The sequence below is a fragment of the Cupriavidus sp. YAF13 genome, from assembly GCF_052113425.1.
In the GTDB taxonomy this organism is placed as follows: domain Bacteria; phylum Pseudomonadota; class Gammaproteobacteria; order Burkholderiales; family Burkholderiaceae; genus Cupriavidus.
Genome location: NZ_JBFRDD010000023.1, coordinates 25,359 through 47,389 on the forward strand (window position 1 = coordinate 25,359; position 22,031 = coordinate 47,389).

Below are 22,031 nucleotides of genomic sequence, written 5' to 3' on the forward strand. Positions count from 1 at the left end.
GCGCAAGGCGCCAACAGGGCGCTTTATTGTCCGCGCGGCGCCAGCATGTGCACCATTTCCAGCTTGTCGTGGTAGTCCGGTGCCACATAGAGCGCCTGCGGCTCCACGCCGTAGCGCACGAAGCCCATGGCCTCATAGAGCGCAATCGCTGGCGCATTGATGACGTTGACGCAGAGCGTGACCTGGCGCAGCCCTGGCATGGCGGTGGCCACCGCCAACGCTTGTTCCATCAGTTGCCGCCCGAGGCGCCGGCCGCGATAGCCCGGTGCCACATACATGCCCCAGATAAACGCCTTATGGCGCTGCTTGGCCTTGTCCTCGCGCATCACTCCGACCACGCCGGCCAGCGTGGTGCCGCCCTCGGTGGCTTCCAAGGCGCCGATCACGGCCTTTTCGGGCGTTGCCTCAAGGCGGCCGGCGATGGTGGCCAGCGGCAGGTCGCGCTCTTCCTCGAAGCTGGAACCGAAGGCGGCGGGCGCTTCCAGCAAGCCTTCGAGGCGCAGCGCCTGGAAGGCTCCAGCATCGGCGGGGGTGAGCAGACGGATCTGCATGGGGAGTGTCTCCGAAAGGGGTTGGCCGGACAGCTAGCCAGTCTTACCAGTCCAGGCTGAGCAGCCAGTCGACGAAATACCGTGCCTCCGGCTTGAGCGGCGCCTGTTCGCGCTCGACGATGTAGTAGCCGTGCGGCGACACCGATTCGATGTCCAGCAGCCGCACCATCTGGCCCAGCGACAGCCAGTGCCGGGCCATGCGCTGGCGAACCAGCGCCACGCCCTGGTTGGAGGCGATGGCTTCGAGCATCAGGCCGATGTCGTTGAACTGCGGGCCGGTCTGGGGCTCGGGCCAGTCCAGGCCCGCGGTCTCGAACCAGGGCTTCCAGGGCTCCAGCGGGCTGCGCAGCAGCACCAGGTTGTGCAGGTGCTCGGGTTTGGTGATGGCGCGGCCGTCGATGCGCTCGTAGTACTCGCGCCCGCAGGCCGGAAACACGGGCTCGACCAGCAGCTTGGTGGTCTTCAGGTCGGGGTAGCGCCCGGTGCCGTAGCGGATCTCCACATCGGTGTCTTCCGCCTTCACGTCCAGGAAGGGGATGGCCAGGTGCAGCTCGGTGTCGATGTGCGGGTACAGCGCCGTGAACTCGGGCAGGCGCGGCACCAGGTGCTGGCGGCCGAAGGTGGGCGGGATCGCCACGCGCAGGCGGGTGCGCAGCTTGTTGTACTCGGGCCGGGCCAGTTCGTTGAGCGCCTTGAGGGCATCCTGCACGTTGCGCAGGTAGCGCGTGCCAGCGGCCGTCAGCCGCAGCGCGGCATTGGCGCGCACGAACAGGTCCTCGCCCCACAGCTCTTCCAGGTTCTTGATGCGGTGGGACACCGCGCTGGGTGTGACCGACAGCTCCTCGGCCGCGCGCGCGAAGCTGCCCAGCCGGGCGGCGGCTTCGAACGCGATCAGCAGGTGCAGCGGCGGGACGCGGTTGAACACGGATGCCATGCCGCGCGAGCCCTTAGCGTACCGGGCGGAAGATCTTGCCCGGGTTGAGGATGTGGTTGGGATCGAGCGCGTTCTTGATGGCGCGCATCAGGTCGAGCGCGTCTTCGCCGTGCTCGCTGACCAGGAAATCCATCTTGTGCAGCCCCACGCCGTGCTCGCCGGTGCAGGTGCCGCCCATGGCCAGCGCGCGCTCCACGATGCGCTGGTTGATGGTTTCGGCCTCGGCGAGTTCCTCGGGCTTTTCAGGGTCGGTGAGGATCGCGACGTGGAAATTGCCGTCGCCCACATGGCCCACGATGGGGCAGGGCAGGCTGGACGCGTTGAGGTCACGCTCGGTCTCGGTCACGCAATCGGCCAGGCGGGAGATCGGCACGCACACGTCGGTGGTGACCGCCTTGCAGCCCGGCTTGAGCTGCAGCATGGCGAAGTAGGCGGTATGGCGCGCGTTCCACAGGCGGCTGCGGTCTTCCGGCCGCGTGGCCCACTCGAAGCCCTGGCCACCATTGTCGGCGGCAATCTGCTGCACGGTCTCGGCCTGCTCCTTGACGCCGGCCTCCGTGCCATGGAACTCGAAGAACAGGTGTGGCGCCTCCGGCATGGACAGGTTGTCGTGCCGGTTGATGGCGCGGATGGCCAGCGCGTCGACGAACTCCACGCGCGCGACGGGCACGCCCAGCTGGATGGTCTCGATGGTTGCTTGCACCGCGCTGCCCATGCTGGGGAAGCTGCAGATGGCCGCCGAGATGGCTTCGGGCTGCGGGTACAGCCGCACCGTCACCTCGGTGATGATGCCCAACGTGCCTTCGCTGCCGATCATCAGGCGGGTCAGGTCGTAGCCGGCGGAGGACTTGCGGGCGTGGGTGCCGGTCTTGATGATGCGGCCGTCGGCGGTGACCACCGTCAGCGCCAGCACGTTCTCGCGCATGGTGCCGTAGCGCACTGCGTTGGTCCCGGAGGCGCGCGTGGCGCACATGCCGCCCAGCGAGGCATCGGCGCCCGGGTCGATCGGGAAGAACAGGCCGGAGTCCTTGATTTCCTGGTTCAGCTGCTTGCGGGTCACACCCGGTTGCACCGTCACGTTCAGGTCTTCGGGTTGTACCGACAGCACCTTGTTCATCTGCGACAGGTCCAGGCTGATGCCGCCGGCCACCGCCAGCAGGTGGCCTTCGAGCGAGGAACCGGCGCCGTAGGCGATCAGCGGCACACGGTGCTCGTTGCACAGGCGGGCCACTTCGGCCACTTCCTCGGTGGTGTGGGCGAAGACCACGCCGTCCGGCGCTGCCGGCGGGAAGGGTGACTCGTCGCGGCCGTGGTGGTCGCAGACGCCGGGGGAGGTGGAGAAGCGTTCGCCGAAGCGGGCCTGCAAGGCGTCACGCACGGCGGCGGGCAGGGGTTGGCGCACCAGCGCGGCGTGGGCAAGGGGTTGGTTCATGGCGTCTCCGGCGGGTCTGTGGGGGCCGGGGACGCGCAGCGCTGGCCATGGCAAGGCCGCGCTGAACGGCGCCGGTAATCGCACCCGGTAGCGTATCAAGCGAATCCCGTTATTCTACGCCGCACCCGGGGCGGCTCGTTGGGCGGGCGCCGCAACCGCCACCCGGCGCCGGGCAGGGCGCTAACGCGAAGGGCCGGATGCGCGCCATAATGCTGGATTCGCCAACGCAGGAGACCCGCATGGGCCATCGCCTCTCCAAGATCGCCACCCGCACCGGAGATGCCGGCACCACCGGGCTTGGCGACGGCAGCCGCACCAGCAAGGACAGCCTGCGCATTGCCGCCATCGGCGATGTGGACGAGCTCAACTCGAACCTTGGCGTGCTGCTCACCGAGACGCTGCCCGACGATGTCCGTTCGGCCTTGCTGCATATCCAGCACGACCTGTTCGACCTTGGCGGCGAACTCTCCATCCCCGGCTACGTGCTGGTCAAGCCCGAGCAGGTGCTGCAGCTGGACGAATGGCTGGATCACTACAATGCCAACCTGCCGCGCCTGGCCGAGTTCATCCTGCCGGGCGGCAGCCGGGCCGCGGCGGTGGCGCATGTGTGCCGCACGGTGTGCCGGCGCGCCGAGCGCGCGCTGGTGGCGCTGGGCGCGCAGGAAGCCCTGAACGAGGCGCCCCGCCAGTACCTGAACCGCTTGTCCGACCTGCTGTTCGTGCTGTCGCGCGTGCTCAACCGGGCCGGCGGGGGCAGCGATGTCCTGTGGCAGCGAGGCCGTTAGCCGCCCCTGTTTTAAATGACTTAAGAAGCACAAAAACCACACTTGGCGCGCAACGTCTCCTAACACCCTTCAACTTGGCCCGCCAGCCTGCCGTTGATCAGAGGGAGAAGCCGAGGAATTTAGTCGGAATTGCACTTCCGGCCCTTGAAATGGCCCCGGACGGCCACATTTCGGCCTCAGGATGAATTGCAGTCCCCGCGGATAGCGGGGCTCAAGAGGAGAGAATAATGGGTAAGATCATCGGTATCGACCTCGGTACCACCAATAGCTGCGTCGCGATCATGGAAGGCAATACGCCCAAGGTGATCGAAAATGCCGAAGGCACGCGTACCACCCCGTCGATCATCGCCTACATGGAAGACGGCGAGATCCTGGTGGGCGCGCCTGCCAAGCGCCAGGCGGTGACCAATCCGCGCAACACCCTGTATGCGGTGAAGCGCCTGATCGGCCGCAAGTTCGAAGAAAAGGAAGTGCAGAAGGACATCGGCCTGATGCCGTACACCATCGTCAAGGCCGACAACGGCGACGCATGGGTGTCCGTGCGCGACCAGAAGCTGGCACCGCCGCAGGTGTCCGCCGAAGTGCTGCGCAAGATGAAGAAGACCGCCGAAGACTACCTCGGCGAGCCGGTGACCGAAGCCGTGATTACCGTGCCGGCTTACTTCAACGACTCGCAGCGCCAGGCCACCAAGGACGCTGGCCGCATCGCAGGCCTCGACGTCAAGCGCATCATCAACGAGCCGACCGCGGCCGCGCTGGCCTTTGGCCTGGACAAGAACGAAAAGGGCGACCGCAAGATCGCCGTGTATGACCTGGGTGGCGGCACGTTCGACATCTCGATCATCGAGATCGCCGACGTTGACGGCGAGAAGCAGTTCGAAGTGCTGTCGACCAATGGCGACACCTTCCTGGGCGGCGAAGACTTCGACCAGCGCATCATCGACTACATCATCGGTGAGTTCAAGAAGGACCAGGGCGTCGACCTGTCCAAGGACGTACTTGCGCTGCAACGCCTGAAGGAAGCCGCTGAAAAAGCCAAGATCGAACTGTCGAGCTCGCAGCAGACCGAGATCAACCTGCCGTACATCACGGCGGATGCCTCCGGTCCTAAGCACTTGAACCTGAAGATGACCCGCGCCAAGCTGGAATCGCTGGTCGAGGAACTGATCCTGCGCACCATCGAGCCGTGCCGCATCGCCATCAAGGACGCCGGCGTCAAGGTCAGCGAAATCGACGACGTGATCCTGGTTGGCGGCATGACCCGCATGCCCAAGGTGCAGGAACAGGTCAAGGAGTTCTTCGGCAAGGAAGCGCGCAAGGACGTGAACCCGGACGAAGCCGTCGCCGTTGGCGCCGCGATCCAGGGCTCCGTGCTGTCGGGCGACCGCAAGGACCTGCTGCTGCTGGACGTGACGCCGCTGTCGCTGGGCATCGAAACGCTGGGTGGCGTGATGACCAAGATGATCACCAAGAACACCACCATCCCGACCAAGCATGCGCAGGTGTTCTCGACCGCTGACGACAACCAGCCGGCCGTGACCATCAAGGTGTTCCAGGGCGAGCGTGAAATGGCCACCGGCAACAAGCTGCTGGGCGAGTTCAACCTCGAAGGCATCGCGCCAGCCGCACGCGGCACGCCGCAGATCGAAGTCTCGTTCGACATCGACGCCAATGGCATTTTGCACGTGGGCGCCAAGGACAAGGCCACCGGCAAGGAAAACCGCATCACCATCAAGGCGAACTCGGGCCTGTCGGAAGACGAGATCCAGCGCATGGTGAAGGACGCCGAGGCCAACGCCGAGGAAGACAAGAAGGCCCGTGAGCTGGCGGATGCCCGCAACCAGGCCGATGCGCTGATCCACTCGACCAAGAAGGCTGTCACCGAATACGGCGACAAGCTGGAAGCGGGCGAGAAGGAAAAGATCGAAGCCGCGATCAAGGAACTGGAAGACGCCGCACGCGGCGGCGACAAGGCCGAGATCGATGCCAAGGTCAGCGCGCTGTCCGAAGCCAGCCAGAAGCTGGGCGAGCGTGTCTATGCGGACATGCAGGCCCAGGCCGGCGAAGCAGGTGCGGCGGGCGCCGCGGGCGCCGCGGGCGCAGCCGGTGCCGGTGCTGCCGGCGCGGGCCATCAGCAAGCCCATCCGCAGGACGATAACGTCGTGGACGCCGAGTTCAAGGAAGTCAACGACAAGAAGTAATGGAAGAGCGGGGCGGGGGCGCGGTGCGCAACACCAGCGCCAGCCCCCATCCCGACGCCGGGCGACGGACATTGGACCAAGCGGGTTACCGCCGTCGAATGCCTCGCTCGGCTTTTTTGCTATTTCGCCCGGGCGGGCTTTGGACGCTTCCGGGCCCATCAGGTAAGCAGCCACCATGGCAAAACGTGACTTTTACGAAGTGCTCGGGGTGGGCAAGAACGCCGGCGACGACGAGATCAAGAAGGCCTATCGCAAGCTGGCGATGAAGCACCACCCGGACCGCAATCCGGACAGCAAGGATTCCGAAGAGAAGTTCAAGGAGGTCAAAGAGGCCTACGAGATGCTTTCGGACCCCGAGAAGAAGGCAGCCTACGACCAGTACGGCCACGCCGGCGTCGACCCCAACATGGCGGGCGGCTTTGGCGGCGGCGGCCAGGCCTACGGCGGTTTCGCCGAAGCCTTCGGCGACATCTTCGGCGATATTTTCGGCCAGCAAGGCGGCCAGGCTGGCGGCGGACGCCGCGGCGGCGGCCCGCAGGTGTACCGCGGCGCCGACCTGCGCTACAGCATGGAAATCACGCTGGAGCAGGCCGCCCACGGCCACGATGCGCAGATCCGGGTGCCCCACTGGGACGAGTGCGAGCATTGCCACGGCAATGGCGCCGAGCCCGGCACCAATGTCGAAACCTGCCCGACCTGCCATGGCGCGGGCCAGGTGCGCGTCTCGCAAGGCTTCTTCTCGATGCAGCAGACTTGCCCCAAGTGCCACGGCACCGGCAAGCACATCCCCAAGCCGTGCACCAAGTGCCACGGTCAGGGCAAGCTGAAGTCGCAGAAGACCCTGGAAGTGAAGATTCCCGCCGGCATCGACGAGGGCATGCGCATCCGCTCCTCGGGCAATGGCGAGCCGGGCATCAACGGCGGCCCCCCGGGCGACCTGTATGTGGAAGTCCACATCAAGCAGCACGCGGTGTTCGAGCGCGATGGCGACGACCTGCACTGCCAGATGCCGATCTCCTTCGCCACCGCGGCGCTGGGCGGCGACCTGGAAGTGCCTACGCTGGGCGGCAAGGCCAGCTTCCCGGTGCCGGAAGGCACCCAGCCCGGCAAGACCTTCCGCCTGCGCGGCAAGGGCATCAAGGGTGTGCGCTCGGGCTACCCCGGCGACCTCTACGTGCACGTGAACGTGGAAACGCCGGTCAAGCTGACCGAGGCGCAGAAGGACATCCTGCGCCAGTTCGACCGCTCGGTGCATGAAGGTGGCTCGCGCCACAGCCCGCAGGAGCAATCCTGGCTCGACAAGGTGAAGAGCTTCTTCAGCTGATCCGGCCTGGAGCATGCGGCCGGCCACGCTTTGATGCGTGGCCGGCTTTTTTGTTTTTTGGGCGCCGCTCAAACCGTTGGCTTCGTTTCAAGCGGCTCCTGGCCAAGCCACCCTCGTGCGCGGCCCTCTGCCCCTGAGGGGATAGGGCCGCAGACAGGGCGGGCGCGCGATAATGCGATGTCGCCCGCCTCCCGGCGACCTCAATTACGCTGGTGATTTCCCGTGGCAGTTTCCCCGATCCGCACGTTCCCCTTCCCGGCCAACGCCGAGCCTTTCGTCCTGCTCGACAATGCCACTGCCGCGCTGGGCGAGGCGGCATCGCGCCTGTACACCGGCTTTGCCCGTGAAGACGTGCTGCCGGATGCCTGCGCGCTCGGCACGCTCGATGCCTTGCTGGCCGATGGCTGGCGCCAGGGCTGGCACGCCACGTTGTTTGCGCCTTACGAATTCGGCGGCCCGCTGATTGGCGTGCCGGTCCATGTCGATTGCGCATTGCCCTTCCACGATGGCGCGCTGCGCCTGCTGTGGTTCAGGGATATGCATCGGCTGGACAAGGCGCAGGTCGCGCAATGGCTGGCGCCGTCCTCGGGTCAGCAGGCCGGCTTGATGGATGTCCTGGCCGACACGCCGGAGCCGGCTTTCCATGCCGCCATCGCTCGCATCCACCAGTGGATCGAAGCTGGCGACACCTATCAGGTCAACTTCACGCAGCGCCTGCGCTTTGCCGAGTTTGGCGATCCGCTGGCGCTCTATGCCGCCTTGCGTGCCGCCCAGCCAGTGCCTTACGGCGCGCTGGTGCGGCTGCCGGGCGATGGCTGGGTGCTGTCGCTGTCGCCGGAATTGTTCGTCCGGCATGACGGCCAGGGCCAGTTGCTCACCCGCCCGATGAAGGGTACGGCGCCGCGCACGGGCGACGACGCGCGCGATGCCGAGGCCGCGCTGGCGCTGGCGGCCGACGCCAAGAACCGCGCCGAGAACGTGATGATCGTCGACCTGCTGCGCAACGACCTGGGCCGCGTCGCGGTGCCGGGTACGGTCGCCGTGCCCGATCGCTTCGTGGTGCAGCCCTTCGGCCAGGTGCTGCAGATGACCTCCACCGTGACCGCCATGGCGCGCGCCGGCACCAGCCTGGCGGATCTGATGCGCGCGCTGTTTCCCTGCGGCTCGATCACTGGCGCGCCCAAGCGGCGCACCATGGAGATCATCGGCGAGCTGGAGAGCGCGCCGCGCGGCCTTTACACCGGCTCGCTCGGCTGGATCGATGCGCCCGGCGAAGGGCAAGCGCAGGCATGGCCGGGTACCTTTGCGCTGTCGGTCGCCATCCGCACACTGGTATTGGGCGCGCAGGGCGCCGACGGACTGCGCGCGGGCGAGATGGGGGTGGGCGGCGGCATCGTGCATGACAGCGACGCCGCGGGCGAATTTGCCGAGTGCGGCTGGAAGGCACGCTTCCTGACCGCGCACGATCCGGGCTTCACTTTGTTCGAAACCATGCGGGTGGAAGACGGAGCGTGCCAGCGCCTGGACCAGCATCTGGCGCGGCTGGCGGCTTCCGCTGCGTGCTTCGGCTTTGGGTTTGAGCACGCTCGCACGTTGGCGTTAGTGCAGGCGGCCGTGGCGGATCTCGGTGCCGGCACCTGGCGTCTGCGGCTGGCGCTGGACAAGGCGGGCAGCCTCACCGTTGCCCACGGCCCGGTGGCGCCGCTCACCGCGGCCCCGGTGCGCGTGGTGCTGGCAGCGCAGGCGCTGCCGGTCGCGGACGCGTTGCGCCGCCACAAGACCAGCGCGCGTGCTGTCTATGACGCCGGCTGGCAAGCCGCCGAACGCGCCGGCGCCTTCGACAGCCTGTTTTTCAACGCCCGCGGCGAGCTGCTCGAAGGCGGCCGCAGCTCGGTGTTCGTCAAGGTGCAAGGCGAGTGGCTGACGCCGCCGCTGGCCGCCGATATCCTGCCCGGCGTGATGCGCGACGCGGTGCTGGGCGATGGTGCACGCTACCTCGGCGGGACGGTGCGCGAGGCGGTTGTCACACGGGCCATGCTGCTGAGCGCGGAGGCACTAGCGCTGGCGAATTCGCTGCGGGGCGTGCTATCGGCGGCGTTGCCGGCAACAGCCTGAGCCAGGCGTTCAGGGGTGGCGCGTATCCAGCCGTCCGTCGCCGAGCTTCCAGCGCACCACGCCCGGCAGGTTGATCAGCTCGCGGTCGTGGCAGACCATCACCACGCTGCGGCCCTCGGCGGCCAGGCCCTGCACCAGGCCGATCACCTGTTCGCGTGCGTGGCCGTCCAGGCTGGAGGTGGGCTCGTCCAGCAACAGCAAATCGGGCTCCAGCACCTTGGCGCGGGCCAGTGCCACGCGCTGCACCTCGCCGCCGGACAGGCGATCCGGGGCGGTGTCCTGGACGTGCGTGATGCCGGCCCAGCCCAGCGCGGCACCCACGCGCCGCCTGACTTCGTCATCGGGCATGCCGCGCGCCTTCAGGCCATAGGCGATGTTCTCGCGCACCGAAGTGCGAAACAGGTAGGGATGCTGATGCAGGTAGGCAATGCGCTGGCGCAGCGCGGCGGGCATCGGATCGAGTGCGGCGTTGCGGGGCTTGCCGTCCGCGCCGGTCCAGGCCACGGTTGCGCCGGGGGCGCGCTCCAGCCCCGCCACCATGCGTAGCAGCGTGCTCTTGCCCGCGCCATTGACACCGGTCAGCACCACCAAAGCGGCGCGTGGGAAGACAAGCTCGGCAATATCGAACAGCCGCCGCGCGCCCACCTGGCGCTGCAAGCCGCGCACCGTCAGCAGCGGCGGCAACTGGGAAGGTGGCAGCGCCTGCCCGTCAGGCGTGCGTCGCGCGGGCAGGGTGCTCATCGGCGAAATCCTCCCGCGCCTTGCAGCCACGCCAGCATCACATTGACGAGCACTGCCAGTGCGATCAGCACAACGCCCAGCGCGATACCCTGGGCGAATTCTCCCTTGCTGGTTTCCAGCGCGATGGCGGTGGTGATGGTCCGGGTGGCGCCTTCGATATTGCCGCCGATCATCAGCGCCGAACCCACCTCGGCGATGACCCGCCCAAAGCCCGCCACCAGCGCGGCCATCAGGCCGAAGCGCATCTCGCGCAGGACGGTGAAAAAGGTCCGCCAGCGCCCGGCGCCCAGCACCCAGGCGGTTTCACGCAACCGCGCATCCGCCCCCTGCAAGGTGGACAGCGCAAACGCCAGCACCACCGGGAAGCCAATCACCGCTTGCCCGAGCACCATGCCGCCGCGGGTAAACAGCAGGGAGAAATTGCCCAGCGGCCCGTGGCGGGTGAACAGCAGGTAGAGGACCAGCCCGACCAGCACGGTTGGGAAGGAGAGGCAGGCCTGCGCCACCACCACCACCACACGCCGCCCGAGAAAATCGTGGCTGGCGATCAGGTAGGCCGCGCCGATGGCGGGCACGGCGGCAATCGCCAGCCCAAGCACGGCCACCACCAGCGAGGTCCACACGATGAACCAGATGGCGCCGTCACCGCTGGCCAGAAGCGCAAAGGCCGCGACGGTGGCGGCACCGATCTCCATCGCCGGCGCGCGCTCAGGCCGAGAAGGTGTGCTCGACGGCCGGGAAGCTGCCGTCCTTCACGGCCGCCACGTAGGCGCGCACGGCGGCCTCGATCGAGCCGGCGCCCTCCATGAAGTTGCGCACGAACTTGGCCTTGCGGCCTGGGTAGACGTTGATCATGTCCTGCAGCACCAGCACCTGGCCGGAGCAATCCGCGCCGGCGCCGATGCCGATGGTCGGGATGGTCAGCAGGCCGGTCACCACGCCAGCCACGGCCGCCGGCACCGCTTCCATCACGATCAGCTGGGCGCCCGCGGCTTGCAGCGCGAGTGCGTCGCGCTTGAGCTGCGCCGCGCTTTCATCGGTCTTGCCCTGCACCTTGAAGCCGCCCAGCGCGTGCACCGACTGCGGCGTCAGGCCAATGTGGCCGCACACCGGAATGCTGCGCTCGACCAGGAACTTGACGGTGGGCGCGAGCCAGTCGCCGCCCTCGAGCTTGATCATTTGCGCGCCGGCCCGCATCAGGGCCACGGCGCTGGTGAAGGTGGCTTCCGGGGTGGGATAGGTGCCGAACGGCAGGTCCGCCACCAGCAGCGCGCTCTGGTTGCCGCGCGCCACGCATTCGGTGTGGTAGACAACTTGTTCGAGCGTCACGGGCAGCGTGGTCTGCTGGCCTTGCATGACATTGCCAAGGGAGTCGCCGACCAGCAGCACCTCGACCCCGCAGTAATCGAGCAGCGCGGCGAAGCTGGAGTCGTAGGCGGTTAGCATGGCGATTTTTTCGCCTGCGGCGCGCATCGCTTGCAGCTTGGGGATGGTGACGGTCTTGCGGGAGGGATCGAGGAGATAACTCATGACGTTGGGCCGGTAGAGAGACGGGAGCCGGGCCTGCCGCAATGCCGCAGTGCGTTCATGATCAGTGCATCAACGCATCTGTATCCGTGCGGCAAGGCCTTTGCCCCTTTCAGTTCGTACTGCGCGAGGCGCTCGGCCCCGGGGATGGGGCCACTAGATTCGCGGCAGCGACTGCTGTCGTTATGGTGAAGGCTGGCAGGCGGGAGAACCTGTCAGGGCGCAGCGAGATTGAGAAAGGCCTTGCGGCCACGCATGTTTTCGATGCGCGACAGTAGTGTACGGAAATCGGCGTCGTTGTCTACAGGACTGAAGTGGGCGGTGTCGACGATCATGACCGGCGCCTCGTCGTAGCGGTGGAACAGCTCACCGTAGGCATCCGACAACCGCTCCAGATAGGCATCGTCGATATTGGACTCGCCGGGCGCGTTGCGCCGGGTGATGCGCTCGCGCAGCAGGGCGGGCGAGGCCTGCAGCACGATGACGAGGTCCACGCGCTGGCCCTGGGCAGGCAGGCGCGCGGCGAGGGCGTCGTACAGCGCCAGTTCGTCCTCGGGCAGGGTCAGCCCGGCGTAGAGGCGGTCCCTGGTGTACAGGAAATCGCTCACCATGCGCTGGCCCGCCAGCAGTGCCGCCTGCCAGGCCTTGAGCTGCTGCGCGCGCTGGTTCATCAGCGACAGCTGCAGCGGCAGCGCGTATCGCGCGGGCTCGCGGTAGTAGCGTTCCAGGAAGGGGTTTTCACGTGCCGCATCGAGCAATTCGCCGGTGCGCAGGGTTTGCGCCAGGCGTTGCGCGAGCGCGGTCTTGCCGGCTCCAATGGGGCCTTCCACCACGATGCGGCGCAGGTGTTCGAGCATGGGCGGGTCCGGTCGGCTAGGGGGAACTAACTACACAGTACAGGGCGGATAAAGCGGGGCCGGCTTGCCGCTGCCGGCCATGGCTTCAGGACTCGCCGCGCGCGTCCAGTTGCCGCGTGCACTTGCAAAAGGAGACCTTCTCGACGCGCTGCGCGCTGACCGCGGCCAGGTAATCCGCCGCGCGGCCAAGGCCGGGGACAACCAGTTCGGCATCCAGCTCAAGCAGCGGTACCAGCGTGAAGGCGCGTTCGGCCAGGCGTGGATGCGGCACCACCAGCTTTTCGTCCTGGTGGATTTCATCGCCAAAGACCAGCAGGTCCAGGTCGAGGGTGCGTGGTGCATTGCGGAAAGGCCGCTCGCGGCCAAACTGATCCTCGATGTGGTGACAGATGCGCAATAGCTGGGCGGCGGTGAACGAGGTCTCTACCTTGACCACCGCGTTGTAGTAGTCGTTGCCCGTAGCATCGACCGGGGCCGTGCGATAGAGCGACGATCTCGCCAGCACCGTGATGCCGACCTGCTGGGCCAGGCACACGATGGCATCTTTCAGAGCCTGCCGGGCGTCACCCAGGTTGGCTCCGATGCCGATAAAGGCAAGTGTCATTACGATTCCTCCGGCTGGACGCGTACCTTGCCGGTTTTCCGGTCTGCAGTGGAGCCGGATTCCTGGCTCGCGTCCATATCACTCCGCGGAGAAACTTTATCCGATTTCCGCGGACTGCGCCGACGGCGCTTCTTCCGTGCCGGGCCGCCGCTGTCGCCGCCGTCGCCATCTCCGGCGGGCTCAAAGCCTTCGGCATCGCCCGCGCCGCCGCTGCCGCCACCTTGCTTGCCGGCGCCGCGCACCGGGCGCACCGCGTCGATCAGGTCCTCACGGCCGTGGCTATCGGCATCCTGGAAGTCTTGCCACCATTTCGCCAGCTCGGCCGGCTGCTCGCCGGATTCGCAGCGCAGGTAGAGGAAATCGAAGCCGGCGCGGAAGCGCGGCGATTCGATCAGGCGGAACGGCATGCGGCCCACGCGCTTCTCGAAGCGCGGCTGCATGCCCCAGATGTCCCGCATGTCGGTGACAAAGCGGCGCTGGATGGCGAGCTGGCCGGTCTGGCGCTCCAGCACGTCGTCCATGGCGATATTGAGCGCGGCAATGGCGTGCTCGCCTTCCTCGCGCAGCGTGGTCCAGCGCTGCAGCACGTGGTGCCATAGCAGCGCGGCAAACAGGAAGCCCGGCGAGACCGGCTTGCCGACCTGCACGCGCTGGTCCGTGTTGTCCAGCGCCAGTTGCACGAAGCGCTGGCCCATCGGCTGCTCCAGCGCGACATCCAGCAGCGGCAGCAGGCCGCGGTGCAGGCCTGCCTTGCGCAGTTCCTGCAGCGACGCCCAGGCATGGCCCGACATCAGCAGCTTGAGCATCTCATCGAACAGGCGCGCGCTGGGCACATTGTGGATCAGCGAGGCCAGGTCGGCGATCGGCTGGCGGGTGTCCTCGTCGATCGTGAACCCGGTCTTGGCGGCGAAGCGCACCACGCGCAGCATGCGGATGGGGTCCTCGCGGTAGCGCGTGACCGGATCGCCGATCATGCGCAGCGTGCGCGCGCGGATGTCCTCCATGCCCTGGTGGTAGTCGTACACCAGTTGCTGGGCGGGGTCGTAGTACATCGCGTTGATGGTGAAGTCGCGGCGTTCCGCATCTTCGGCCTGCGAGCCCCACACGTTGTCGCGCAGCACGCGGCCCGAGGCATCGATCGCGTGGGTCTTGCTGTCGAGCTCGGCGCGCTTGAGGCGGCGCCCTTCGGGCAAGGTCTCGCTGGCGACCGCGTCGACCAGCGCGCGGAAGGTGGAGACTTCGATGATTTCCTGCTCGCGCCCGCCATAGAACGTCACGTGCACGATCTGGAAGCGCCGGCCGATGATGCGCGAGCGGCGGAACAGCGCCTGCACCTGGTCAGGCGTGGCGTTGGTGGCGACGTCGAAGTCCTTGGGCTTGATGCCTAGCAACAGGTCGCGCACCGCGCCACCGACGATAAACGCCTCGTAGCCTGCCTGCTGCAGCGTGGAGGTGACCTTGATGGCGTTGCGCGAGATCAGCGACTGGTCGATCTGGTGCTCTGCATGCGCAACGATATTCGGCGCATGGGCGCGCTGGCCGCGGCGTTTGACGGGGCGCTGCTGGGTGCCCGGCTTGCCTAGCAGCCGGTTGATTAGCTTTTTGATCACGTCAGAACAGGTCCATGATGCGCCAGCCTGACGCGGCGGCGTGGTGACGCAGGCGATCGTCCGGGTTGGCGGCGATCGGCTCGCTGACCTTCTCCAGCAGCGGCAGGTCGTTGGCCGAATCGCTGTAGAAGGTGGTGTTTTCGAAGGCATCCCATTGGGTGCCCATGCTCTTTAGCCAGGCTTCCACCCGGGTTATCTTGCCCTCGCGGAAGCTGGGAATGCCAGCCACTTCGCCGGTGAAGGCGCCATCGGGCTTGCCGTTGACGGTGGCCGGCTCGGTGGCGATCAGGTGCTTGATACCGAAGGCCGCCGTGATCGGGGCGGTGACGAAACTATTGGTGGCGGTGACCACGGCGCACAGGTCGCCGGCGTCGAGGTGCTTGTAGACCAGTGCGCGCGCCTGCGGCGTGATGACCGGATCGATCACTTCACGCATGAACTGGCTGCGCAACGCTTCCAGGCGGTCGCGCGGATTGGCCGCCAGCGGCGCCAGCGCGAAACGCAGGAAAGCCTGGATATCCAGGGTGCCAGCCTTGTAATGGCCGAAGAACTCGTCGTTCCTGCGGCGGTAGAATTCCTCGTCGACAACGCCCAGGCGCACCAGGAAGCGGCCCCATTCGTGGTCGCTGTCGGTCGGGAGCAAGGTGTGGTCGAGGTCGAACAATGCCAGATTCATGGGCGGCGATTTTACATTAACGGGACTGTGAGAGCTTTCTTAACGTCTCTGGATGCCAACAAAGGCAAGCACGGTGCATGCCATGGGTCACGCGCGCTGGCGCGCAGGCCCTGGCTCACTCACGCAACTCGGCAAACATTTCCCGCAGCAGGGGCAGCGTGACGGCGCGCTTGCGCTCCAGCGAATAGGTGTCCAGCGCGTCCAGCAGGGCCATCAGGCTCGGCATGTCGCGGTATTTGCGCGTGACCAGCCAGTGCGGGATTTCCGGTGAAAGCTGCAGGCCGCGCTCGCGCGCGGCCTGCACCAGCGCCGCCATCTTGTCCTCGTCCGACAGCGGAGCCAACTGATAGACCAGGCCCCAGCCCAGCCGCGTGCGCAGGTCCTCGCGCACCGGCATGGCCAGCGGCGCCTGGCTGCCGGCCACCACGATGGCGGTGCGCACATGAGCCCGGACCTCGTTGTACAGCGAGAACACGGCGATCTGGCGCGCTTCGTCGAGCAGCTCCACATCGTCCACGGTGTAGAGCTGGCAGCTCGGGTCGAAGATGAAGTCCGACAAGGCGTGATGCGGGCTCAGGTAGCGGCAACGGATGCCGGCCTGGTAGCCGCTGTCGCAGACCGCATGCAGCAGGTGGGTGCGGCCCGAGCCCACTTCGCCCCACAGGTAGATCAGGCGGTCGGCGGCCCGCTCCTGCGCCACCGCCGTGGCCAGGTCGCGCAGGCGCTGCACCGGCTCGCGGTTGACCGCAACGAAAAAATTCTCGAAGGTCGAGGGCGGCGGACTGCCAAGTTCAAGCGATAGCTGCTTGGGACGCTGAAACATGACTTATCGGTTACTTTGGGTGCGGATCATCTGTCAGGTAAACGCGTCGCGGCTGGCAGGCGCTGACCGCCTGTTGGGCGCGGGCAGAACGGCCGGTGGCTGCCGGAATCATCTTCATCGGGAATGGCTGCGGACAATACTTCATGACACGGAACACCGGAAACTGGAAGCCGGAAGCCCGTATCCGTTAAAATTGCAATTCTACTGGACTCGCGGCCGCAAATCGCCGTCGTGAGCGCCGCATTCCTCACTTCATACTCCAGGAAAAGCAGGTTCCCATGAGCGCATCCCCCACTTCCGGCCAGGCAGGCCTCTCCTACCGCGATGCCGGCGTCGATATCGACGCGGGCGACGCGCTCGTCGATCGCATCAAGCCGTTCGCCAAGCGCACCATGCGCGAAGGCGTGATGGCCGGCATCGGGGGCTTCGGCGCGCTGTTCGAGCTGTCCAAGAAATACAAGGAGCCGGTGCTGGTCTCCGGCACCGACGGCGTGGGCACCAAGCTCAAGCTGGCCTTCCAGCTGAACCGCCACGACACCGTGGGCCAGGACCTGGTCGCCATGAGCGTCAACGACATCCTGGTGCAGGGTGCCGAGCCGCTGTTTTTCCTCGACTACTTCGCCTGCGGCAAGCTCGACGTGGAAACCGCGGCGACCGTGATTAAAGGCATCGCCCACGGCTGCGAGCTGTCCGGCTGCGCGCTGATCGGTGGCGAAACCGCCGAAATGCCCAGCATGTACCCCGATGGCGAGTACGACCTGGCCGGCTTCGCGGTTGGCGCCGTGGAGAAGAGCCGCATCATCGACGGTACCACCATCGTGCCGGGCGACGTGGTGCTGGGCCTGGCTTCGTCGGGCGCGCACTCCAACGGCTACTCGCTGGTGCGCAAGATCATCGAAGTGGCCAAGCCGGACCTGAACGGCGATTTCCACGGCCAGCGCCTGCAGGACGCCATCATGGCGCCCACCCGCATCTACGTGAAGCCGCTGCTGTCGCTGATCGAGACCCTGCCGGTCAAGGGCATGGCCCACATCACCGGCGGCGGCCTGACCGAGAACGTGCCGCGCGTGCTGGCGCAGAACGTGACCGCCGTGCTGCAGCGCGACGCCTGGACCCTGCCGCCGCTGTTCCAGTGGCTGCAAGCCCAGGGCAACGTTGCCGATGACGAAATGCACCGCGTGTTCAACTGCGGCATCGGCATGGTGGTGATCGTCGCCAAGGAAGACGCCGACCGCGCCATTCGTCATCTGCAAGCCGCTGGCGAGGCCGTATGGCAGATCGGCGAAATCCGCGAGCGTGAAGAAGGCCAGGCACAGACCATCGTGGCCTGAGCGGTCCCGCTCCAATAAAAAAAACGGCGCATGCTTAGGCATGCGCCGTTTTTTTTTTGCCCGTCGGGCGCAGACCGTCGATCTACGGTCTGCGGAGTGACTCCGTCGCGCCCAGCTTCGCCAGCGCCTCCCCAGTCACCCGGCAAATTCGCCAGTCCGGCATCACGTCCGCACCCATTGCCCGGTAGAAATCAATGGAAGGTGTGTTCCAGTCCAGCACGCTCCATTCAAAGCGGCCGCAGCCGCGTTCCACCGCCAGCGCCGCAAGATGCTTGAGCAGAACCTTGCCCAGCCCATGGCCGCGCCAGGCGGGGTCGACATAGAGGTCTTCCAGATACAGCCCGGGCTTGGCCAGGAAGGTCGAGAAATTGTGGAAGAACAAGGCAAAGCCGACGGCCTGCGGGACCTGGGTGCCGGGGACCTCCACGAGCACAGCCTCGGCATGCGGGCGCGGGCCAAACAGCGCCTCGCGCAGTTTTTCCGGCGTGGCTTCGACCAGGTGGGTGAGTTTCTCGTATTCGGCCAGTCCCTTGATCAGCGCGAGCAAGGTTTCGCAATCGTCGGAAGTGGCGGGGCGCAGTACGAAATCGGTGGCAGACATGGCGGATTTGACGTCTTCGGCAAGATACAAACGACGATTATCGCTTATCCGTCACACCTGCCCCCCAGTGACGCTACGCTTGCCCGATCCGCGCCAGCCGCGCTACCTGCGCGACGTAGTCCGGCGCCAGGCAGTCCACAACCTCCCGCTCGGGCGTGCTGCGCAGCCAGGTCAGCTGGCGCTTGCAGAGCTGGCGGGTGGCGGCCAGGCCGCGCTCGCGCATGGTGTCGAAATCGGTTTCGCCGTCGAGGTATTCCCACACCTGCCGGTAGCCGACGCAGCGGATCGAGGGCAGCGTGGGCTGCAGGTCGCCGCGCGCGCGCAGCCGTTGCACTTCCTCGATAAAGCCGCCAGCCAGCATGGCGTCGTAGCGGGCGGCGATGCGCGCGTGCAGCACGGCGCGGTCCGACGGCTCCAGCGCGATCACGCGGTAGCGCCGGTCGGCGGCGCCGGCAAAGGCGCGCTCGTCGGCCTGCCGCGCCAGCAGCGCCGACATGGGCTGGCCGGACAGGCGGTGGATCTCCAGCGCGCGCTGGATGCGCTGGGCATCGTTGGGCGCGAGGCGGGCCGCGGTGACCGGATCGACCTCGCTCAGCATGGCGTGCAGCGCCGGCCAGCCGCGCTCGGCGGCTAGCGCGTCCAGCTCGGCGCGCAGGGCCGGATCGGCTTGTGGGAGGTCGTTCAGGCCCTGCGTCAGCGCCTTGTAGTACAGCATGGTGCCGCCGACGATCAGCGGCTCGCGGCCGCGCGCGCGGATCTCCACGATCAGCCGCTCGGCGTCGGTGACGAACTGGGCGGCCGAGTAGCTATCGGCCGGGTCGATGATGTCGATCAGGTGGTGCGGCACCGCGGCCAGCTCGGCGGGCGAGGGCTTGGCGGTGCCGATGTCCATCTCGCGGTAGACCAGGGCCGAGTCCAGGCTGATGATCTCGACCGGTGTCTGTGCGGCCAGCGCCAGCGCCGCGGCGGTCTTGCCGGAGGCGGTGGGGCCGAGCAGGCAGACCACCGGCGCGTGGCCTGATGCGGACGCGGCGGTGCCGCTGGATGAGGCGGTTGTCATCAAGTCGTCGGGCACGCGGCTTACTGCCCGCGCAGGAACAGGCGGTCGAGTTCCGCCACGGTCAGCTGCACCCAGGTGGGCCGGCCGTGGTTGCACTGGTCGGCGCGCTCGGTCTGCTCCATCTGCCGCAGCAGCGCGTTCATTTCTTCCAGCGTGAGCTTGCGGTTGGCGCGCACCGCGCTGTGGCAAGCCAGCGTGGCCAGCAGCTCGTTCTGGCGTTCGACCAGCACGCGCGAGCCGCCGAAGGCTTGCAGGTCGCGCAGCACGTCGCGCGCCAGGGCTTCGGTGTCGGCCTGCTTGAGCAGAGCGGGAATCGCGCGGATCGCCAGCGTGGTGGGCGAGACCTGCGCGATGTCGAAGCCGAGCAGGGTGAGGGTTTCCTGGTGCTCCTCGGCCGTGCCGATCTCCACGGGGCTGGCTGTGAGCGTAACCGGGATCAGCAGCGACTGCACCGCGAGCTCGCGCGCTTCGAGCGCGGTCTTGATCTGCTCGTAGAGGATGCGCTCGTGGGCAGCGTGCATATCCACCAGCACCAGGCCGCGCGCGTTTTGCGCCAGCACATAGATGCCGTGCAGCTGCGCGATGGCATAGCCCAGCGGGCTGGCCTCGTCTTCGGGAAGCTCCTGGCGGGGCATCTGGTCCAGCAGGCCGGGCGGGTCGTTCTCGCGCGCGGCTTGCGCATCGGCCAGCCAGGCCGGGGGCGTGGCGCCCGGGCCGGCCGGTGGGACATAGGCGGCGGGGCCGCGTGAAAACCCGCCGCCCGGCTGGATCGCGTCGCGCACCATGCCGAGGTAGGCCTGCCGGGGCTGGGCCACGCCGAGCTCGGTCTGCCGTGCGGCGGCCGTGTAGTCGACCCATGGGCGCGGGCTGCTGCCGCCGCCCATGCCGCCCATGCCGCCGCTTCTGCCCGATCCGCCGAAGCCGCCGACGCTACCGGAGCCGCTGGAGCCGCCGCCAAAGCTTCGCGCGCCCGGGAATCCGCCGGCACCGCCAATCGGCTCAGCCGCCGCCGGATCGTCCGCGCCGACCGACGTATGCAGGCTGTCGCCTTGCTCGCCGGCCTGCCGCGCCAGGCAACGCTGCACGGCGTGGTAGACAAACTGGTGCACCGAGCGCGATTCGCGGAAACGCACCTCGATCTTGGACGGGTGCACGTTCACGTCCACCATCTCGGGCGGCAGGTCCATGCACAGCACGTAGGAGGGGAAGCGGTCGCCGTGCAGCACGTCCTGGTAAGCGCTGCGCACCGCGTGGGTCAGCAGCTTGTCACGCACGTAGCGGCCGTTGACGAAGAAGAACTGCTGGTCCGGGCGCCCGCGCGAGGCGGTGGGCAGCCCGGCAAAGCCGTACAGGTGCAAGCTGCCGGCCTCTTCATCCAGCGGCAGCCGGGCGTTGGCGAAGTCGGCGCCCAGCACCTGGGCGGTGCGCGTGGCGACGTCGCCGGCGTTCCAGTGCTCCATCGGCTTGCCATTGTGATGGACGGAGATGGCCACGTCCGGGCGCGCCAGCGCCGCGCGCCGCACCATTTCCAGGCAGTGGCCAAACTCGGTTTGTTCGGATTTCAGGAACTTTCGGCGCGCTGGCGTGTTGAAGTAAAGGTGCTGCACGTCGACGGTGGTGCCCACGCCGCCGGATGCGGGCTGTACCACGCCGGTGTTGGCGATCACCTGCATCGCGTGGGTATCGCTGGCGGTGCGGCTGGTCAGGGTCAGCTCGGACACCGAGGCGATCGAGGCCAGCGCTTCGCCGCGAAAGCCGAGCGTCAGCACCGCTTCAAGTTCGTCCAGCGAGGCGATCTTGCTGGTGGCGTGGCGCTTGAGCGCGACCGGCAGCTCATCGGCGGGAATGCCGCAGCCGTTGTCGGCAATCACGATGCGGCGCACGCCACCTTCCTCCAGGCGGAGGTTGAGCTGGGTGGCGCCGGCGTCCAGCGCGTTCTCCAGCAGTTCCTTGACCACGGAGGCGGGGCGCTCCACCACCTCGCCGGCCGCGATCTGGCTGATCAGCTGGTCGGGCAGGGGGCGGATGGGACGGAGCGGCTGGGCGGGGTGCGGGGCTTGGGCAGGCATGGGCGGAATTATACGTGGGTGCGCCGCCTGGCCCGTGGGCGTGCGATGGATGAAAAGTGGTTGGGCAAGGTGACTTTGGCGCCTGTCCGGTCTTGTATGATGTCGGCAAATTATCGAACGGGGATCGAATTGGATATCGCATTGCAGTTCATCGACATGCTGCTGCACGTCGACAAATACCTAGGCACCGTCATCCAGAACTACGGTGCGTGGGTCTACGCCATCCTCTTCGCCATCGTGTTCGCGGAGACCGGGCTTGTGGTGCTGCCTTTTCTCCCGGGCGATTCCCTGTTGTTTATCGCCGGCGCCTTCTGCGCCACGCACGCCATGAATGAATGGGCGCTGGTCGGCCTGCTGCTGGTGGCGGCGATTGGCGGCAATACTGTCAACTACTTTGTCGGCAGTTGGGTGGGGCCGAAAGTGTTCGACGGCCATTGGCGCTTCCTGGACCAGCAGGCGTTGCGCAAGACGCACGATTTCTACGAGCGCCATGGCGGCAAGATGCTGGTGATGGCCCGTTTCCTGCCGATCGTGCGTACCTTCGCGCCGTTCGTGGCCGGCGTGTCGCAGATGACTTTTGCCAAGTTCCAGCTGTTCAACGTGATCGGCGCGGCGGCCTGGGTGCTGGGCCTGGTGTTTGCCGGCTACTTCTTCGGCAACCTGCCGTTCATCAAGCAGTACCTGAACCTGATCGTGCTGGCGGGCATCGGCGCGGCTGTGGTGCCGCTGGTGCTGGGTGGCCTGTGGAAGCTGGTGCGGGGCGGCAAGCGCCGTCCTTCCTGAGCCAGCG

20 protein-coding genes are annotated in these 22,031 nt (G+C 67.1%); 6 read left to right on the forward strand and 14 right to left on the reverse strand.

The window, feature by feature from the left end; genetic code table 11:
• Positions 1–23: 23 nt before the first annotated feature.
• From AB4061_RS19180 to AB4061_RS19190, 3 genes are read right to left on the reverse strand one after another with little or no spacing between them, the layout of a single operon-like run.
• Positions 24–551, reverse strand: coding sequence for a GNAT family N-acetyltransferase (locus AB4061_RS19180; protein WP_441636524.1), 528 nt, complete (start codon positions 549–551; stop codon positions 24–26).
• A 43-nt stretch (positions 552–594) separates the two neighbouring features.
• Positions 595–1,485 (reverse strand): LysR substrate-binding domain-containing protein, encoded by an 891-nt coding sequence (locus AB4061_RS19185; RefSeq protein WP_150985975.1) that lies wholly within the window; start codon positions 1,483–1,485, stop codon positions 595–597.
• Between the two features lie 13 nt (positions 1,486–1,498).
• The gene (locus AB4061_RS19190) at positions 1,499–2,917 is read right to left on the reverse strand and encodes an FAD-binding oxidoreductase (protein ID WP_441636526.1); all 1,419 of its coding nucleotides are present in this window, start codon (positions 2,915–2,917) and stop codon (positions 1,499–1,501) included.
• A 239-nt stretch (positions 2,918–3,156) separates the two neighbouring features.
• Between AB4061_RS19190 and AB4061_RS19195 the strand changes: the two genes are divergently transcribed.
• The 4 genes from AB4061_RS19195 (at position 3,157) to AB4061_RS19210 (ending at position 9,342) form a co-directional block, all read left to right on the forward strand.
• Positions 3,157–3,702, forward strand: a complete 546-nt coding sequence (locus AB4061_RS19195) for a cob(I)yrinic acid a,c-diamide adenosyltransferase (protein ID WP_441636528.1) — start codon at positions 3,157–3,159, stop codon at positions 3,700–3,702.
• Positions 3,703–3,887: 185 nt separating this feature from the next.
• Positions 3,888–5,903 (forward strand): molecular chaperone DnaK, encoded by a 2,016-nt coding sequence (gene dnaK, locus AB4061_RS19200; RefSeq protein ID WP_441636656.1) that lies wholly within the window; start codon positions 3,888–3,890, stop codon positions 5,901–5,903.
• 175 nt (positions 5,904–6,078) lie between these two features.
• On the forward strand, positions 6,079–7,227 hold the full coding sequence (gene dnaJ / locus AB4061_RS19205; protein WP_150985979.1) for a molecular chaperone DnaJ: 1,149 nt from the start codon (positions 6,079–6,081) through the stop codon (positions 7,225–7,227).
• 222 nt (positions 7,228–7,449) lie between these two features.
• Positions 7,450–9,342: a chorismate-binding protein gene (locus AB4061_RS19210; protein WP_441636531.1), complete on the forward strand. Its 1,893-nt coding sequence runs from the start codon at positions 7,450–7,452 to the stop codon at positions 9,340–9,342.
• A gap of 9 nt (positions 9,343–9,351) precedes the next feature.
• Here AB4061_RS19210 and AB4061_RS19215 read toward each other — a convergent pair whose 3' ends face one another.
• The 8 genes from AB4061_RS19215 to hda form a co-directional block, all read right to left on the reverse strand.
• On the reverse strand, positions 9,352–10,083 hold the full coding sequence (locus AB4061_RS19215) for an ATP-binding cassette domain-containing protein (RefSeq protein ID WP_441636533.1): 732 nt from the start codon (positions 10,081–10,083) through the stop codon (positions 9,352–9,354).
• On the reverse strand, positions 10,080–10,778 hold the full coding sequence (locus AB4061_RS19220) for an ABC transporter permease (RefSeq protein WP_441636535.1): 699 nt from the start codon (positions 10,776–10,778) through the stop codon (positions 10,080–10,082). The genes AB4061_RS19215 and AB4061_RS19220 overlap by 4 nt, the downstream gene beginning before the upstream one ends.
• A gap of 13 nt (positions 10,779–10,791) precedes the next feature.
• Entirely contained in the window at positions 10,792–11,613 is an 822-nt protein-coding gene (gene panB / locus AB4061_RS19225; protein WP_441636537.1) for a 3-methyl-2-oxobutanoate hydroxymethyltransferase, read from the reverse strand.
• Positions 11,614–11,825: 212 nt separating this feature from the next.
• Complete coding sequence (locus AB4061_RS19230) at positions 11,826–12,467, reverse strand: deoxynucleoside kinase (RefSeq protein WP_441636539.1); 642 nt, start codon at positions 12,465–12,467, stop codon at positions 11,826–11,828.
• Positions 12,468–12,552: 85 nt separating this feature from the next.
• The gene (gene folK, locus AB4061_RS19235) at positions 12,553–13,071 is read right to left on the reverse strand and encodes a 2-amino-4-hydroxy-6-hydroxymethyldihydropteridine diphosphokinase (protein WP_441636541.1); all 519 of its coding nucleotides are present in this window, start codon (positions 13,069–13,071) and stop codon (positions 12,553–12,555) included.
• Positions 13,071–14,681, reverse strand: a complete 1,611-nt coding sequence (gene pcnB, locus AB4061_RS19240; protein ID WP_441636543.1) for a polynucleotide adenylyltransferase PcnB — start codon at positions 14,679–14,681, stop codon at positions 13,071–13,073. Before pcnB ends, folK begins: the two co-directional genes overlap by 1 nt.
• Before the next feature lies 1 nt (position 14,682).
• Positions 14,683–15,357, reverse strand: a complete 675-nt coding sequence (locus AB4061_RS19245; protein WP_441636545.1) for an HAD family hydrolase — start codon at positions 15,355–15,357, stop codon at positions 14,683–14,685.
• A 115-nt stretch (positions 15,358–15,472) separates the two neighbouring features.
• Entirely contained in the window at positions 15,473–16,180 is a 708-nt protein-coding gene (gene hda / locus AB4061_RS19250; protein ID WP_043349383.1) for a DnaA regulatory inactivator Hda, read from the reverse strand.
• 278 nt (positions 16,181–16,458) lie between these two features.
• Here hda and purM point away from each other — a divergent pair, with 278 nt between their 5' ends.
• Positions 16,459–17,511: a phosphoribosylformylglycinamidine cyclo-ligase gene (gene purM, locus AB4061_RS19255; RefSeq protein WP_441636548.1), complete on the forward strand. Its 1,053-nt coding sequence runs from the start codon at positions 16,459–16,461 to the stop codon at positions 17,509–17,511.
• An 82-nt stretch (positions 17,512–17,593) separates the two neighbouring features.
• Here purM and AB4061_RS19260 read toward each other — a convergent pair whose 3' ends face one another.
• The 3 genes from AB4061_RS19260 to mutL form a co-directional block, all read right to left on the reverse strand.
• Positions 17,594–18,112, reverse strand: a complete 519-nt coding sequence (locus AB4061_RS19260; protein WP_441636549.1) for a GNAT family N-acetyltransferase — start codon at positions 18,110–18,112, stop codon at positions 17,594–17,596.
• A 73-nt stretch (positions 18,113–18,185) separates the two neighbouring features.
• A complete protein-coding gene (gene miaA / locus AB4061_RS19265; RefSeq protein ID WP_441636551.1) occupies positions 18,186–19,172 on the reverse strand; it encodes a tRNA (adenosine(37)-N6)-dimethylallyltransferase MiaA in 987 nt (328 codons plus the stop codon).
• Between the two features lie 20 nt (positions 19,173–19,192).
• Complete coding sequence (gene mutL, locus AB4061_RS19270) at positions 19,193–21,241, reverse strand: DNA mismatch repair endonuclease MutL (RefSeq protein ID WP_441636553.1); 2,049 nt, start codon at positions 21,239–21,241, stop codon at positions 19,193–19,195.
• 156 nt (positions 21,242–21,397) lie between these two features.
• Between mutL and AB4061_RS19275 the strand changes: the two genes are divergently transcribed.
• On the forward strand, positions 21,398–22,024 hold the full coding sequence (locus AB4061_RS19275) for a VTT domain-containing protein (protein ID WP_241754543.1): 627 nt from the start codon (positions 21,398–21,400) through the stop codon (positions 22,022–22,024).
• Positions 22,025–22,031 lie beyond the last annotated feature (7 nt).

Bases quoted from the DNA above. Each gene is read 5' to 3' on its own strand.
- AB4061_RS19180 (WP_441636524.1), bottom strand. From the start codon at position 551: ATGCAGATCCGTCTGCTCACCCCCGCCGATGCTGGAGCCTTCCAGGCG.
- AB4061_RS19185 (WP_150985975.1), bottom strand. From the start codon at position 1,485: ATGGCATCCGTGTTCAACCGCGTCCCGCCGCTGCACCTGCTGATCGCG.
- AB4061_RS19190 (WP_441636526.1), bottom strand. From the start codon at position 2,917: ATGAACCAACCCCTTGCCCACGCCGCGCTGGTGCGCCAACCCCTGCCC.
- AB4061_RS19195 (WP_441636528.1), top strand. From the start codon at position 3,157: ATGGGCCATCGCCTCTCCAAGATCGCCACCCGCACCGGAGATGCCGGC.
- dnaJ (WP_150985979.1), top strand. From the start codon at position 6,079: ATGGCAAAACGTGACTTTTACGAAGTGCTCGGGGTGGGCAAGAACGCC.
- AB4061_RS19215 (WP_441636533.1), bottom strand. From the start codon at position 10,083: ATGAGCACCCTGCCCGCGCGACGCACGCCTGACGGGCAGGCGCTGCCA.
- AB4061_RS19220 (WP_441636535.1), bottom strand. From the start codon at position 10,778: ATGGAGATCGGTGCCGCCACCGTCGCGGCCTTTGCGCTTCTGGCCAGC.
- panB (WP_441636537.1), bottom strand. From the start codon at position 11,613: ATGAGTTATCTCCTCGATCCCTCCCGCAAGACCGTCACCATCCCCAAG.
- AB4061_RS19230 (WP_441636539.1), bottom strand. From the start codon at position 12,467: ATGCTCGAACACCTGCGCCGCATCGTGGTGGAAGGCCCCATTGGAGCC.
- folK (WP_441636541.1), bottom strand. From the start codon at position 13,071: ATGACACTTGCCTTTATCGGCATCGGAGCCAACCTGGGTGACGCCCGG.
- AB4061_RS19245 (WP_441636545.1), bottom strand. From the start codon at position 15,357: ATGAATCTGGCATTGTTCGACCTCGACCACACCTTGCTCCCGACCGAC.
- hda (WP_043349383.1), bottom strand. From the start codon at position 16,180: ATGTTTCAGCGTCCCAAGCAGCTATCGCTTGAACTTGGCAGTCCGCCG.
- purM (WP_441636548.1), top strand. From the start codon at position 16,459: ATGAGCGCATCCCCCACTTCCGGCCAGGCAGGCCTCTCCTACCGCGAT.
- AB4061_RS19260 (WP_441636549.1), bottom strand. From the start codon at position 18,112: ATGTCTGCCACCGATTTCGTACTGCGCCCCGCCACTTCCGACGATTGC.
- miaA (WP_441636551.1), bottom strand. From the start codon at position 19,172: ATGACAACCGCCTCATCCAGCGGCACCGCCGCGTCCGCATCAGGCCAC.
- mutL (WP_441636553.1), bottom strand. From the start codon at position 21,241: ATGCCTGCCCAAGCCCCGCACCCCGCCCAGCCGCTCCGTCCCATCCGC.
- AB4061_RS19275 (WP_241754543.1), top strand. From the start codon at position 21,398: ATGCTGCTGCACGTCGACAAATACCTAGGCACCGTCATCCAGAACTAC.